The organism is Cupriavidus sp. BIS7, assembly GCF_000292345.1.
GTDB lineage: Bacteria > Pseudomonadota > Gammaproteobacteria > Burkholderiales > Burkholderiaceae > Cupriavidus.
The window spans coordinates 43566-59138 of sequence record NZ_ALOU01000010.1 but is presented as its reverse complement, the minus strand read 5'-3'; the positions used below and the strand labels follow the sequence as shown (position 1 = coordinate 59138).

Genomic DNA, 15573 nt, shown 5'->3' with positions numbered 1-15573 from the left:
CCGGGTGCCACCCACTTACGTCTGGATATAGCCGTTATCGGCGGGGCGGGGGCTCAACGGCTGCTCGCCGACCATTTCCAGCAGGGTCGATTCGATCGTGTAGGACATGGCGGTCAGCGCCAGGTCGTTGGGTTCTTCGCCGAACGGCTCCTCGATCTCCGCGCTGAGCGCTTCAAGCGCGAAGAACGTGTAGGCGATGAAGCAGACGATCACCGGTGTCATCAGGCCGATCGTGTCGAGCAGGCCGAACGGCAGCAGCACGCAGTACAGATAGATGCAGCGGTGAATGATGACCGAGTAGGTGAACGGGATCGGCGTGCTGGCGATGCGTTCGCACCCGCCCAGCGCACTGCCGAGATGGCTCAGTGCGGATTCCATCGGTAATGCCAGTGACGGTGACAGTTTCCCTAGGCGTAGCTGATCGCCCACCCATTCGCTGGCGATCAGCAGCGCGATGGCCGGCTTGAACCTGGCGGCCGCAAGGCGCCGGGCGGTGGCGGCGTCCACGAACGGCGCGATATCGGACGCAGGATCGGTCCCGCGCAACTGATGACGAAGCGTATGTGCGAACACGCAGAGCCGGTGGGCAAGTTGCCGGGCGGCGTCTGCGTCGGCAACCAGCGTCAGCGCCTGCCGTACTAGCGAGCGTGACTCTATGAGCACGCTGCCCCAGAGCGTCCTGGCTTCCCAGTAGCGCGCGTAGCTGGTGCTGTTGCGGAAGCCCAGGAAGATTGCCAGCGTCAGCCCGATCAGCGAGAACGGGACGAAGTTCAGCGACACCTTCCACTCCCATATCCGTCCATGCAGGGCGGTGATGATGGCGGAGAAGGCCGTGACGCCGAGCAGTTGCGGCGCGATCGCAGGTAGAACGGATCCGCGCAGGACGAACAGCATGCGGAACCAATGCAGTTGAGGCCGCGTGATCATGAGCGTTGGTGCATGCAGGCGCAGGTGTGGTCGTCGGAATATACCGCAGCAGCGGCCATCAGCGGCCAGTGGCACGCACCAGCGCCTGTTGCAGGCAGCCGACATCGGGCACGGCGATGCAACCATGCAAGACACCTTGCCAGTCTGACCGTTATACTTTTTATAACGGTTTCAACTAAGCAGTAGCAGGAAGTCAGGGAGTCAGTGCAGTGGATGGTAGTGCGAATTGGGGCCAGCACCCCGCGTTCATGGGATCGGCGTCAACCGGGGAGGCGGATCGCGCGGCTCCGGCTGCCGATGCTCGACCAAGCCTGGACGCATTCCTTGCTTCCTATGCCGGCATGCAGGGAAATCCTGCGGCACCGGTCTGGCTGTGCGAGGCCACCGCGCGCATGGCTGGCACGCCGGCCACGCAGTCGCTGCTGCCGGTGCCGGCACCCGTTGTCTGGGACCAGGCATTCCGCCGGCGCAACCAGGATGAGATCCCAAAGTGGCAGAGCCATCAGAAGATCGCCCGGATTCTGGCTGCTGCCCATGCGTCCGCGTCCGATGCTGGCGCGCCCGACTGGAAGGACTATTTTGAGCGTCAGCTCTATGCGCCCACTGGCAGCGAGTTCTGGCTGAGTCTCTACCCTGCGCTTGTCAGGCAGGAGGAATCGGCGGGCCTGCAAGGCACCTTCGCCGTGCCGCGCACGTTGAAGCGCTACGCTGCGCTTTGCCGTAGCGGGTCGCGCTTTGCGTTCGTCACGGCGCTGGCGCAGCGCATGGCGCCGAAGCTCATCGTGTGTTTCGGCGCCCAGCATGCCGATGACTTCTGCAGTGCGTTCGGCTTCGATGGCATTGCGGGCGAGAACGTGATCCTGCAACCGGCCGACCTGCCCAAGCTGCTGCGTGTCTATGCAAAGGGAGAGACGCGGCTGGTCATCGCGCCGCTGCTCGGCGGCATGGATGGCCTCAACTCCGATGTCCTGCAGATTGCCCTTGGCAAGTACATGGGCCGTCTGTTGTCCGGCGGCGCGGCGCGAGCCTGAGCAATCCCTTGATCGCGTAGATGACGATCAGTGTGCCCGTCAGGTCACCCGTGAGCATGATCAGGAACCCTGGCACCACATGTTCCGCGTGGTCATGCACGTAGAACCAGACGTGGTGCAGCAGCGAGTTGGCAATCGCATACGCGACGATGCAAGCCAGCAGCCGCTTCGGGGTCAGGTTGGTCAGCGATGCCTTGAGGCCGAAGAAATGCTGTGCCAGCTTGTACGTCAGGTACGGCGCCACGGTCGGCAGTACGCCGCCCATGAACGCACGGCTGAAATTGTCCGGGAACAGGTACAGGAAGCAGACCAGCCACGAGGCGATCAGCAATCCCACTGCACCGGCTTCCGCGAACAGCAGTGTCGAGAGCAGCCGTACGCCCGCGGGCAGGAAGATCCAGGTGATGCCGGGCACGAACACCAGCTTCAGGAACAGCCACTCGTTGAGCGCGAACGACAGCACGAACATGACGATCGTCGCCAGGACCATGGCAAGCTGCAGACGGAGGTTTGACATTGACGTAGAATCCGGCCGGTGCCATTTTTGTACCGGCGGATGATAGCGCATCCGCAAACCGTCAATCCTCGTGCCCTGGCTTGAACAGTCCGTATGACGAGACCCGCCGACATCTATCTGCGCTTCCTGCAACTGGCCGACGCCGTGCGCGGCCTGCCTTCGCTGCCGGCACTGGACCCGCTGGAACAACGGATTCTGGAGTTCGTGGCGCGCGCCTGTCAGGCCAACCAGCCACTGTCCGTGCGGGACATGATCACGCACGCCGAATTCGGCTCGCCCGCCACGCTGCACGCGCGGCTGAAGTCCATGCGCAAGAAGGGCTGGATCCAGCTTGCTGACACCGACGATGCGCGCCGCAAGCAGGTCGAACTGACCCAGGCGGCGCTGCGCCATTTCGACAAGCTGTCCGAATGCCTGGTGAAGGCGACGAAGAGCAGCTAGGAACTCCTGCGCGGCGCCATTGCCGAAAACACGCCGTCGCGAAGGATCAGGCCATGCAGCAATGCGGCCGCCAGATGCGCCAGTACCACCGCGAAAAGCGTGAAGGCGAGCCCGGTATGCAGCGCGCGCAACAGCGCGAACAGCCGGACATCGGCCGGCAGGATCGGCGGCAGATGAATGGCGCCCGCCATGGTCACCGGATACCCCCCGGCAGACAGCATGCCCCAGCCGACCAGGGGCATGGCCACCATCAGCGCGTACAAGACCACATGTGATCCTCTGGCGATAACCCGCTGTGCGGCGGGCATGCTGTCCGGCAGCGGCGGACTGCCCTTGCGCAGCCGCACGACGATGCGGACCATCACCAGAAGCAGCAAGGCGATGCCAAGCGGCCGGTGCAGGTTGACCAGCGTCTGGTGCGCATGCGAAACGGTGGCAACCATCGCAACCCCGACGAACAGCATCGTGAGGATAAGCACTGCCATTGACCAGTGCAGCAGCTTCTGCAGCGCGGTGAATTGTGTGTGAGTAGCATTCATGGGATTCGGCCTCAGGGGGCTGGAGTGCATGCGTGGTCAATGCGCGCCGAGCGCGACTTCGCGCGTGCGACGCTGATAGGAGAGCGCATAGGCGGCGGATCGCGCGGCCAGCAGAGGGTCGCCTGAAGGCGCGATACCGGCGGGCAGGATCGTCGGATCGAAATTCACGTCGCGGCAGGCACCGTTGTCCTGCGCGCTGGCATGCTCGATGACGAGTGTTCCTGCATCGACCTGCTTGCGGTCATCCGGCCACGACTGCGTGGCGTCGTCAGTCGGGTCCCCAGGCGCCGCGAGCGTCAGCCGCAGATGCCAGCGTAGTGGTCCCGCTTCCAGACGATGCACAAGATCGTCGGCCAGCCACGCTGGCTGGCCTTTCTCGGCGGCTGTCACCGGCGCATATGGCAACTCTGGCTGCATCGACCAGCGCACCGCCTGCCGGCGTCCGTTTGCGTCGACAAGATAGAACGCGTTGACGCTGTAGTACGCGGTGTTCGCATAGCTTGACGCTGGCGGGTGGCCACGCATCCATGCCTGAAGTGCCTGCGATTCAGGGTTGGCGGCCAGGAACGCCTTCTGCTTTGCAGGGTCGGGTTTGCCGGTGGCGGGGTCCGGCTGCGCGGCTACAAGCTGCTGGTAGAACTGTTCCGGCGTATGGACGCCGAACATCGGCGTGGAGTTCATGCCGCTGCGCCATTGCTGACCGTCCGGCTGCGTGAACATCAACGCCATGCTGCGGACCGCGCTGTTGCCGTCAGGTGCCGTCGGGTTGCCGCCGGGTATCGCAAGGCGGCCGATGACCGGCGTGCGCCCCGCCGCGAACACGCTGGCTGACGACAAGGATGCCGCCGCGCCATCGCTCTCGAAATAGCCGTCGATGCAAACGCCCTTGGCATGATTGCGCCGGAATCCTTCATGCAGACCGGCATTGCGCTGGAACTGGTTGATGATGGTCTGCGCGGTCAGGCGGTCCGGCGCGATCCATCCGCCTGCGTAGGCAAAGGCCCCGGCCAGTGCGGTCAGGGTGGCCACGACGGCGCCAATGGCCGCAAGGCGGCACGGCACGCAGGTTCGTGGGCTGGTTGGAGAAGTAACTTCGGTCAAGGCGTGCTCCCGGGTGAGAAGTGACACGGGAGGTAAACACGCGAGACGCCCTTGCTATTCCATCGGACTGAAAAAAAGAGGTCGGCGATCAGGCGGATGCCGGGTTCAAGAGCGATCCTGCCTGCTCCCCCTCAGGTGAATAAATGCGTCGTTTCGACTTCGGACATTATCGAGCGCATTTTTAGATTTTCTACGATCAATATGCGTCATGCATTTGCATCGCTTTTGACACGATTCTCAACGGACCTCAGCGCCATTTTGCGCGAACGCAAATCCTTGTTCAGTTTGAGATTTGTTCTATAGACGCCCCTGACATATTTGCCATTTAATCGCGCTGGCTTTGCTGCGTCATGCACCGGCAAGGCCAATCAGGTTGTGGCAAACGCCGCCAATCGCAATCCCAGGTCATAGGCCCTGGGTTTTTTTGCGCGTTCGGTGGCGCGTCCGCCAGCCACATTTCTCCGCGAAGTACGGAGTCGGGTATGGGGATCGACGGTCCCCGTTGTCGTTCGTCGGGTCAAAGAGTTGCAGGGTCATGAACAAGAATCTGTACCGCCTCGTGTTCAACGCGGCGCACGGCATGCTGGTTGCCGTCCAGGAAAGTGCAGTCAATCGCGGCAAGGGCCGTCATGCTGGCAGTGGGACGCCAACCGCGCGAACCATCGCCACGCGCTTTCAGTTGCCTGCGGTCACGCTTGCTGTGTGGATCGCAATGGGCGTGCCGATCACCGCGACGGCACAGATCGTGGCCGATCCAAATTCGGGTGCCAATCGCCCGGCGGTCGGGCAGACGGCCAATGGCCTGCCACAGGTCGATATCACGCGGCCCTCCGCAGCTGGTGTTTCGCTCAATCACTATTTGCAGTTCGACGTCAACAAGCCCGGCGCAATTCTGAATAACTCGCCGACCGCAGTCTCGACACAGCAAGCCGGTTATATCAACGGCAATCCGAATCTGCTGCCGGGTCAGAGTGCCCGCATTATCGTCAACCAGATAACCGGCACGTTGCCGAGCCACTTGCAGGGGTATGTCGAGGTTGCTGGCGCCAGATCCGAGGTAGTCATTGCCAACCCCAATGGGTTGGTCGTCAACGGACTCGGCTTCATCAATACCAGCCGCGCGACGCTGACAACCGGCATGCCGGTATTTGGCGGCAGTGGCAGCCTGGACGCATTCCGTGTAACGGGCGGGCGGATTACCGTGCAGGGCGCCGGCATGAATGCGGCCAATGTCGATCAGGTGGATCTGGTGGCGCGCGCCGTGCAGGCCAATTCCGCGCTGTACGCGAACCGGCTCAATGTGATTGCCGGCGCAAACCAGGTGGATCACTACACGCTGGCCGCCACGCCGATTGCCGGAACGGGCCCCGTGCCGGCGCTTGGCATCGACGTGGCGCAACTGGGCGGGATGTATGCGAACAAAATCCTGCTTGCATCGACCGAACATGGCGTGGGTGTATCCCTGCGAGGTATCGCGGCAGCCCATGCGGGCGACCTGACGCTGACGGCCCAGGGCACGCTTGTGCTGGCGGGTCAGGCCAATGCCAGCGGCAATCTGGCCGCGTATGCGCGTGACGGTATCGAGAACTCCGGGATCACCTATGCGGCGCAAGACGTGTCGGTGGATACCGATGGCGAACTGAGCAACACCGGCATGCTTGCCGCGCAGCAGCGCCTTGACGCCAAAGGCGGCAGCGTTGCCTCGACGGGTACGCTGGCAGCGGGCGTGAACCAGGATGGCACCGTGGCCGCTCCTGCCGACCTGACGGTGACCGCCACCAGCGGCGCGCTGACGGCCACGGGACGCAACCAGGCCAGTGGCAGCGCCGCACTACAGGGGGCGAGCGTGAATCTGGCTGGCAGCCAGACAGCGGCCGGCGGCAACCTGAATGTGGCGGCCATGGCAGGAGACCTCGATCTGACTGGCGCCACGGCCACCGCGGGCGCCGGACTGGCGGCCAGCGCGTCTGGTGCGGTCTTGAACGACCATGGCCAGATGTTGAGCGAAGGGGCCATCAGCGTGACGGCGGGCCGAGTGTCGAACGCAGGCGGCCAGATCGCTTCACAGGGCGCGGTCGCAATCCGGTCCGCCGGGGCGCTCGACAACAACCAGGGCGCAATCCAGGCGGGCGGCGCGCTCGATCTCGACATTGCAGGCAGTCTGAACAACACCGGCGGCACGCTGTACGGTGGAAACGGCCTGACGCTGGCCCAACCGAATGCAGTACTGAACAACGACGGCGGCAAGATTCTCGGCAAGACCGATGTGACGCTCAACACGGCATCGATCAGCAACGCGGGCGGCGCGATCCTGGCCAATCGCGATATTGCCGTTGCCGGTGCGGCCTCTGGCAGTGGCACGATGCAGGCCGGACGCAATCTCTCGCTCGATGTGGCGGGCGACTACACCAATGACGCCGCAAACACGCTGCGCGCCGATGGTGACATGCGTGTCTCGGCCACGGGCACGCTCACCAATACCGGCACGCTGGCCGCTGCCGGTGGGCTGACGGTCAAGGGTACCGATATCGTCAACGCCGCAGGCGCGGGCATGAACAGCGCGGCCACGCGCGTCGATGCGTCGAACTCGCTCGCCAACGCCGGCCGCATCGAAGGCGACGTGGTCGAAACCAATGCCGCGACCACGACCAACACCGGCACCATCATCGGCAACAGCGTGACGGTGCAAGGCACGGACATCGTGAACGACGGCGAATCGGCGCTGATCGCGGCGGTCAAGCAACTCAACGTCTACGCGACGAATTCGGTACAGAACCTGGATGGGGCGAACCTGTACAGCGCCGGCGACCTGCAGATTGCCAGGGATGGCACGCGTGATCCGGATACGGGGCTGCTGGCCAATCAGGTCAAGTCGCTGATCAACAGCTCGGCCACGATTCAGGCCGAGGGTGACATCGACATCGCTGCGAATGAGGTGGTGAACAAGCGCACGAGCATCGTGACGGAGGCGGGTACGCCGACGACGGTGACGAAGACGCTGGTGCTCTGGAAGGCAGGATTCAATGAAGGCCGTACCAGCTATGGCAGCACGCGGTTTCCGCAGTGGCGCTGGTCCAGTGGCAAGGCCGCCATCAGTGCGGACATGCTCAATGCTCTGCGGCAGCCGATCACGGTGGAAGTGCCAAAAACCGATGTGAAGTCTGTCGACGCGGCTACAAAGACGTTGTCGTTCATCAAACCACCCGTCGATGAGTACATGGCGTACACCGGGTGTTCAGGCGTCGAGAACTGTGCGACCCCGATGTCGCCGGCCGATCGCACCATCGTGACGAACCCGACACAGCACTACGAGGCCATCGAAGACACGGGCACCACCTACAGGATCACCTTCTGGCCGGACTTCGATCCCGACATTCACATCCGTCCCGACCAGGTGCGCATCCGCTATGACCTGGGCCCGGATCTGCATGACTACAACGAGGTTTCGCGCACGGTGACCACCACCACGTCGACCGACCGGCTGGTGAGCGCCACGCCCGCGGCGCTGATGCAGGCCGGAGGCAATCTGCGCATCAACAGCACCGGTGGCTCGATCCTGAATCAGTCGTCCACGATGACGGCGGGCGGCGATCTCGTGCGCATCGCACCGGGCGGTGCCGTGAAGGATCAAGGTACGGCGCTGCAGCAACACGTCAGTGCGACGGAAACCTCCACGTTCTACTGGCACCAGAAGAGCGGACGCAAGAACGACACGCAGGTGGTGCCCTACCCGACCACACCCCAGGCACCGACCAGTGTCGAGGCACTGCCCGCCATCGCCACGGGCAACCAGTCTGTGCAAACCAACGCACGGACGATCGACGTAACAACCGTGAACCGGCTGGGCGATACCGTTACTGGCAGTGGCGGCTCGGACGACCAGGGCAATGGGCAGCAGACGCTCGGTACCGCCGGCGGCGGCATTCCCAACCTCAAACTGCCTACCAATGGCCTGTATCACTACCAGCCCGCCCCCGAGGCCACCTACCTGATTGCCACCGATCCACGCTTCACGCAGTACGGCAAATTCCTCTCATCGGACTACATGCTTGGTCAGCTTGGGCTGGACCCGATGGCCACGCAGAAGCGTCTGGGCGATGGCTTCTACGAGGAGAAGCTGATCCGCGACCAGGTGACGCAACTCACCGGCCGCACGTATTTGGCGGGCTTCACCGACAACCTCAGCGAATATCAGGCGCTAATGGACAACGGCGTGGCCTACGCCAAGTCCTTGCAACTGACGCCGGGGATTGGCCTGACTGCCGACCAGATGGCGCAGCTCACCACGGACATGGTGTGGCTGGTGAGCCAGGACGTGACGCTGCCCAATGGCACGCGCCAGTCGGTGCTGGTACCAAAGGTCTATCTGGCGCAATCCAGCGCAGTTGATCTGCAAAGCACCGGCGCGCTGGTAGCAGGCGGCAGCGTCTATCAACACGCCACGGGTGACGTGAACAATAGCGGTCGGATCGTGGGCGACCTCACCACACAGGTGATCGGGAACAACATCGTCAATCGGGGGCAGATTGGCAGCGTCGGCACCACCCTGGTGGCGGCCCAGCAGGACGTGCGCAATCTGGGTGGGCGGATTGCCGGTACCGATACGCTGGTCACCGCAGGCAGGGATGTGATCAACGATTCCCAGACGATATCGAACCGGGTGACGATGGGCGAACACAGTGCCAGCGCCACGGCGGTCGGGTCAGTCGCCGCGATCTCCGGGACGAACAACGTCGGCGTGCTGGCCGGGCGCGATATCACCATGGCGGGCGGCACCGTCAACGCGGGCAACGATGCCCTGCTGGCCGCGGGCCGCGACCTGAACCTGGGCACCGTGGCCACGGCTACTACCCAGGACTCCAGCGCGCGCGGTGGCCAGAGCTTTTACCACGACCAGACCACGGCAGGCGTGGGCGGCAGCGTGCAGGCGGGGAACAACATGACGGCGGTGGCTGGGCGCGATGCAACGCTCACCGGTTCCGCGCTTGCCGCAGGCGGCGATGTGGCGCTGCTAGCCGGCCGCGACACAACGATCCAGGCATCGCTCGATACACGCACGCACAGTGAAGGCTCGCTCGGCGGCAAGGGTGCCGCATACACGCAATCGTCCTACGACGAAACGGCGCGCGGCAGCATCGTGCAGGCGGGCAACAATGCCACGCTCGGCGCTGGACAATCGGCCACGGTCAACCAGATCCTGCAGGCCAACGGCATCGCGCCGAATGCTTCGCAGGGCGACGGCAAGGGCAACCTTGCCGTGCTCGGCTCGGCGGTGGCAACTGACAAGGGCGCGGCCAATCTGATGGCTACCGGCGACGTGACCGTGGGCACGGTCACCGAGCAGCACCAATCGCAAAGCTGGGCGGAATCGAAGCGCTCGGGGTTCCTGTCGAAGGAAAAGACCACCACACGATCCAGCGAACAGCGGACGGTGGCGGTGGGCTCGGTGGTGTCGGCGGATTCGGTCAACGGACTGGCCGGCCACGACCTGACGGTGAGCGGCTCGACCGTGGCGGCCACCCATGACGTGAGCCTGGCGGCGGGAAATAACCTGACGATCGGCAGCGCGCAAAGCACGAGCGACAGCCACTTCTTCCAGGAGACCACCAAAACCGGCTTCGGTGCGACTGGCGCTGGCATCTCGTTCGGCAAGCGGAACCAGAAGGATACGGTCAACGACAGTGAGGTCACGCAGACCGCCAGTCTTGTTGGTTCCACGCAGGGCAGCGTGCATCTGAATGCAGGCAACAAGCTGCAGGTGACCGGCAGCGAACTCGTTGCAGCCAAGGACATCATCGGCGTTGGGGCGGATGTGACGATCGACGCCTCGCGCAGCACGCGTCACCACGACGAATCGCACGAGGTCAAGCAGACGGGTGTGACGCTGGGTGTATCGGGCGGTGCCGTTGGTGCGGCGATCAACGCCGGGAACAAGATCAACAGCGCTACCAAGAGTCAGGATGGCCGTGCTTCCGCGCTATGGGGCGTGGCGGCCGGGCGAGACCTGTACGACGCCCAGCAACTGGCCACAGCCAAGGATGCCACGTTGACCAGCGGCGTGGCGCTGACGGTTTCAATCGGCACCAGCCAGAGCAAGCAGACCCTCACGCAGGACAGCACGACGCACACCGGATCGCGGGTGACGGCGGGCGGCACGGCGTTGTTCCAGGCCACCGGCAAGGATGCCAATGGCAATGCCACAGCAGGCAACCTGAACATCGTCGGCTCGGACATCAATGCCACGAACGTGCACCTGCTGGCCAGGAACGACGTGAACATCGTTGCAGCCACCGATACCAACAATAGCCGCAGCACCAACAAATCCAGCAGCGGCAGCCTTGGCGTTTCCTACGGCCTCGGACAGGGCGCGGCCGGGCTTGCGGTGTCGGTCTCGGCGTCCGGGGCAAGAGGCAACTCGGATAGCACGAGCACGACGCAGGTCAACAGCCATATCAAGGGCAGCCAGTCGGTCACCATCGGCTCAGGCAACGACACGACTATCCAGGGCGCCACCGTCAGCGGCGGCAAGGTGATTGCGGACGTGGGCGGCAACTTGAACATCGCCAGCCAGCAGGACACCGGCCAGACGCGAGCGAAGCAGCAGAGCGTGGGCGGCGGCATCACGGTGAGCACGGGCGGTGCATCGGGCAGCGTCTCGGCAACCCAGGGCAAAGGCAGCGGCAACTACGCCAACGTCAGCGAGCAGTCGGGCATCTTCGCGGGCCAGGACGGATTCGATATCAACGTCAAGGGCAATACCGACCTCAAGGGCGCGGTAATCGCCAGCGATGCAACCGGGGACAAGAACAACCTGACCACGGGCACGCTGACCTATGGCGATATCCGGAACCATTCGGACTACAGCGTCAACTCGATGGGGCTGTCAGCAGGCGGCGCATTCAGCAGCCCACCGGGCCAGAGCAACAGCGGCCAGACGTCGGGCAAGAACACCGGCGGCGTGAGCCCGATGATCCCGCAGAACGAGAGCGGCAGCCAGGATGGCACGGCGCGCTCAGCCGTGGCCGATGGATCGATCCACATCAAAAACGACGCGGATCAGAAGCAGGATATGGCAGGCCTGAGCCGCGATACGTCGAACACCAACACGCAGGTGGGCAACAACCCAGACCTGCAGAACATCCTGAACAAGCAGGCCGACATGATGGCGGCAGCGCAGGCGGCGGGCGAGGCGGTGGCGAAGACCGTTGGGGATGTTGCAAATTCAAAGCGCGATGAAGCGCTTGTTAATGCCGCCGCGGCCGGCAAGGCGGGAAACACCGACAAGCAGCAACAATACCTAGCCGAAGCCAAGAGCTGGGACGAAGGCGGTGCCAATCGTGCCGCACTGCAGGCGGCAGGCGGTGCATTGGTGGTGGGACTGGGTGGCGGCAACGCCTTGGCCGGGGCGGCTGGTGCGGCAGCCTCGTCACTGATAGCTCCCGCGCTGAAAGACCTGAGCAATTCGGTGGGCAACAACATCAATACTGGCAATGCTGAATTGAATCAGGCCATTGGCAACCTTGCGGCCAACATCGTGGCAGGTGGAGTCGGTGCGGTCGTCGGCGGCGGATCGGGCGCGGCAACGGCGGCAAATGTGGACCGCTTCAACCGCCAATTGCATCCGGATGAGAAAACCTTGGCGCGCGAGATTGCGACCGACGCTGCAACACGGGGCCTCAGGAATTCGGACGGCTCGCCGATTACCAGCGACCAACTTGAAAACGCAATGCGTTCGGCAAATAACAGCAAGTATGGCGAGACCAGCGCCACAGGCGTACTGGTGCCGCTGAATGCCAACACCAATGCGAACCAGATTTACGATACTACGGGCATGCTAGTCCAGAATGACGGCGCAGGTCACAACTCTCTTATGCAGGATCCGTCGATGCTGGTCACTCCATCGCAGACGCTGCAGGATCTGATCACGCAGAGCACGGGAAGCGCGAATTCCCCATATAGCTGGGACAAGACAAGCGGCGATATTGGGGCGCAGCCACAGAGTCCTTTTGCGCATGGCTGGAATACTGGCGATTACTCTGCTGGATTCAGCAAAGACCCATCGTCTACGACTTCAATTGGAGTGAATTTGAGCACCGGCACTGGATATACATGGCAAGTTGGTTTCGCTGTGAATCTTGGTGTAAATGGATCAAAATCGACGTTTGCGGCCTTTAGCTCATTTGGAAGCACGGTCGGCACCGATTTTGGTCCGGCAGTAAGTATCTCTCAGGTGAAAGGCAATGCAGGTGAAAATTTTGCCGGACACGCGAGATCAATAAATGCAGGAGGGACGGTTTTGGCTGGCAGTGCGGAAGGAAGTGCAATCTATGGCGCTAATAACGATCTGATTGGGAGTGGTGTCAGCATTGGCCTGAAATCTCCATTGCCAGTTTATGTTGGACCCGTCGGTTCAGTTACGCAAACCAACACAAGACTTTTTGGAATTGTTGATGGCAAGTTTTCTTTCAGCAAATAATGAGCCATTGGAAATGTTGAAATCAATTTTGCGGCTGACTCTAATAAATGGGGTGGCAATATTCACTTTGATTTTTTTTATGTCCATCGAAAAGCTAAATCTATGGGAGAGGTCAACGAAGGTGTCAGCCATTGATGTGGCGGTAATGGTATCGGTAGCTTCGATGTTTATGCAATCAATTGTCGGTTTGGCGATTAATAATTTTGCCTTTCTTGGTCAGGGGAAAGACTGGAGGGATTTCTGGTCAGATGGGGTGCTTGAGGTTTTTCAGAAAAAATATGATGCAATCACCGAACCATGGAGGGTCGCGAGAGGGAAGATAATTGTAAATACCACTTTCATATTATTCGAGTTAATCATCATCTACATCTATCAACTGGTGCGAGACGTAGGATGAATGAAATATCTAGGGGTACAGTAATGATAATTAATAGTGAGATGCAACGACTTCTGCTGAATTCGCCTGATACTTGCGACACAAATTCAGGGTTGAGCGAGATAGCGGATATGGGCTTCCAAGTGGTTGGTGACTGTTATCTACTTAGCGCCATGCTTGAAAAAGAGAGAAATGTTGACAGACGAAATTTTCAGGATGGCACAGGATTCGAATGCTTCGTTAATTCTCTTCATGTCGAAGACTATGACGATGTGACACCTCTGCCTCAGGCTATTCAATTTTTAAGCAGGGTCTTCGAGGGATGGAACAGCACATCACCGAGTTCTGTGCTGGTTGCTTTTGTTTCCGCCGATGAGTTAAGTGTAGTGGTGAAATTTCATGTACAAAGGGTCGACGAGAGTTGGCTGAGCGACAATCTAGACGGGTACATCGATGCGATAATGTCGATTGACTCGACTGAGGATGTAAGGAGCGTAATTCGCTCAGTCGTAAGTCAATCTAAGGCGAAGGAATAGCCTTGATGTATGTCGCCTTTCGAAAAGCGGGCCGAACTGGATGCTGCGTCACACCATTGTCCTTACGTTGCCATCACTCTCACTAGCGCAGGCAGATCAGCTAATTAGCCAGATTCAGAAGGGCGTCAACGAATATCCCGCTATCCCTGGCAAGTCGGATCAGTTCGGTCAGCGATTTACGGTTGATATACCGATTACCGGCCCCAAAGGCAACACCGCGACGGTACGCACTGGCTGGATTATCGAACCAGGCTCGTCCAACCCTCGAATGGCAACTGTCTACGTGAAGTAACTGCCATGAACGAATTTGAGCTATTTGATGTTGTTGCGTTGATCGACGACCTACTTGATGACGGGCTTCGTGCGGGAATGAAAGGTGTCATCGTTGAAATTCACCATAGTCCTTGCCTTGCTTATGAAGTCGAATTTTGTGACGAACAAGGAAAGGCGCTCGCGCTGGTGGCATTGCTTCCGACACAGGTAAAGCGAGTTTGGGTACGTCGATACTAGCGCCCATTCTCCAAAGCCGCTTCTCACAATCACCGTCAGCAAGTTAATGACTGCTTCGTCATTTGGGGCACGCAAGTTCCGGAATGCTGCTGAGCCGCGATACGTCGAACACCAACACGCAGGTGGGCAACACCCCGGACCTGCAGAGGCTGATTGGCCGCTTCAATTGGCAAGTGCTGCGTGGTTATTCTGAGGGATACGGATGAACTGGAGGCGCCTGTATGCCGTTAGCCAGATTGTTGGTGTGGTTGGAGGCATGTCAGTGACGGCTGCAGGCTTATAACCAGGGTGGAAATGATGACTGAACAGAAATTGACTATAGAGCAGGCATATCGTGCGATGTTTTATTTTATCGAGCGCGAATATGAGCTAACTAAATCGGATGAGCTTGGTGGGATGCTCGGTTCGCTATCATGGCAAGTCTGGGAAGGCGGACATGGTCCTGCTGATCCTGGCGCTTGGCAGGACTGGCAGGATGCAGTAATGAAGGCTCTCTCAGTTGAGGACAGCGCGGCACTATGATCCGAATATGATTGAAGTGAGTTCAACTCATCAAATCATATTAGAGCGCGAGGTTTTAGGGGGAGATAATATGATTATTGGCGACCCACAAATATTTGCGGTCTGGATTGATCAGGTTGATGCTTGGTCAACAGCTAAATTTTCTAATGGATGCCTGGCATACATAGTTGAAGAGCACATGTACCCACAACAACCGTTTTTATCGACCATCGGCTCTGATATTGCCTCCATGGCCAATTTTACGTGCCTAGAGAAGGCTGTCGGCGATGGAAACCTTGCGGCAAAGGGGCCGCAGGAGGTGTTTGAGAGCCTTTGTGTCCTCGCGTTTCCTGGGATGAATTCGAACGCGGAGTCCAGTGATTATACCCATCTGGTTTCTCCCTTGAGCATTTTGGATGCTGGTTACGCCTTCTTTTTGCTCCAAGAAGAGGGGGGTGATCGCCTAGTTTTTGGCGATGTAGCTAAACCAAGTAATGCCTGGGAAGTGCGACTTCCAAAAGATATGTTCATAACAGTTATCCAGCAGGCCATTGGGCAGTGGAAAGCCATCCTTAACAGAGAAAAGACGCCGTTTTCATAGATTTGAATTGTACCTGC

Annotated in this window: 12 protein-coding genes; 8 read left to right on the top strand and 4 right to left on the bottom strand. The window is 60.5% G+C overall.

Annotation, left to right across the window (positions count from 1 at the left end; translation table 11 throughout):
• Window positions 1-15: 15 nt before the first annotated feature.
• Window positions 16-927 (bottom strand): bestrophin family ion channel, encoded by a 912-nt coding sequence (locus tag B552_RS0104140; RefSeq protein ID WP_019447749.1) that lies wholly within the window; start codon window positions 925-927, stop codon window positions 16-18.
• Window positions 928-1175: 248 nt separating this feature from the next.
• Between B552_RS0104140 and B552_RS0104135 the strand changes: the two genes are divergently transcribed.
• A complete protein-coding gene (locus B552_RS0104135) occupies window positions 1176-1958 on the top strand; it encodes a hypothetical protein (protein WP_019447748.1) in 783 nt (260 codons plus the stop codon).
• Here B552_RS0104135 and B552_RS0104130 read toward each other — a convergent pair.
• Complete coding sequence (locus B552_RS0104130; protein WP_019447747.1) at window positions 1882-2475, bottom strand: hypothetical protein; 594 nt, start codon at window positions 2473-2475, stop codon at window positions 1882-1884. The genes B552_RS0104135 and B552_RS0104130 overlap by 77 nt on opposite strands.
• A gap of 93 nt (window positions 2476-2568) precedes the next feature.
• On the opposite strand from B552_RS0104130, the gene B552_RS0104125 reads away from it, so the two are divergent.
• A complete protein-coding gene (locus tag B552_RS0104125; RefSeq protein WP_019447746.1) occupies window positions 2569-2916 on the top strand; it encodes a transcriptional regulator in 348 nt (115 codons plus the stop codon).
• Here the strand turns inward: B552_RS0104125 and B552_RS0104120 are convergent.
• Together B552_RS0104120 and B552_RS0104115 are read right to left on the bottom strand one after the other, a co-directional pair.
• Window positions 2913-3455 carry a cytochrome b/b6 domain-containing protein gene (locus B552_RS0104120; RefSeq protein ID WP_019447745.1) on the bottom strand — a complete coding sequence of 181 codons (543 nt, stop codon included), beginning with the start codon at window positions 3453-3455 and terminating at the stop codon, window positions 2913-2915. The genes B552_RS0104125 and B552_RS0104120 overlap by 4 nt on opposite strands.
• Window positions 3456-3491: 36 nt before the next feature.
• On the bottom strand, window positions 3492-4517 hold the full coding sequence (locus B552_RS0104115; protein ID WP_019447744.1) for a catalase family peroxidase: 1026 nt from the start codon (window positions 4515-4517) through the stop codon (window positions 3492-3494).
• A gap of 574 nt (window positions 4518-5091) precedes the next feature.
• Between B552_RS0104115 and B552_RS0104110 the strand changes: the two genes are divergently transcribed.
• The 6 genes from B552_RS0104110 to B552_RS27125 all read left to right on the top strand — a co-directional run bounded on the left by B552_RS0104110 (window position 5092) and on the right by B552_RS27125 (window position 15556).
• A complete protein-coding gene (locus B552_RS0104110) occupies window positions 5092-13032 on the top strand; it encodes a hemagglutinin repeat-containing protein (RefSeq protein WP_019447743.1) in 7941 nt (2646 codons plus the stop codon).
• A complete protein-coding gene (locus tag B552_RS0104105) occupies window positions 13007-13429 on the top strand; it encodes a hypothetical protein (RefSeq protein WP_157160175.1) in 423 nt (140 codons plus the stop codon). Before B552_RS0104110 ends, B552_RS0104105 begins: the two co-directional genes overlap by 26 nt.
• Window positions 13426-13944, top strand: a complete 519-nt coding sequence (locus tag B552_RS28205; RefSeq protein ID WP_237718160.1) for a hypothetical protein — start codon at window positions 13426-13428, stop codon at window positions 13942-13944. Before B552_RS0104105 ends, B552_RS28205 begins: the two co-directional genes overlap by 4 nt.
• Window positions 13945-14241: 297 nt before the next feature.
• Window positions 14242-14454: a DUF4926 domain-containing protein gene (locus B552_RS28195; protein WP_083860218.1), complete on the top strand. Its 213-nt coding sequence runs from the start codon at window positions 14242-14244 to the stop codon at window positions 14452-14454.
• Window positions 14455-14748: 294 nt separating this feature from the next.
• The gene (locus B552_RS0104090) at window positions 14749-14976 is read left to right on the top strand and encodes a hypothetical protein (protein ID WP_202802745.1); all 228 of its coding nucleotides are present in this window, start codon (window positions 14749-14751) and stop codon (window positions 14974-14976) included.
• A 7-nt stretch (window positions 14977-14983) separates the two neighbouring features.
• The gene (locus tag B552_RS27125; RefSeq protein ID WP_083860217.1) at window positions 14984-15556 is read left to right on the top strand and encodes an Imm42 family immunity protein; all 573 of its coding nucleotides are present in this window, start codon (window positions 14984-14986) and stop codon (window positions 15554-15556) included.
• Window positions 15557-15573 lie beyond the last annotated feature (17 nt).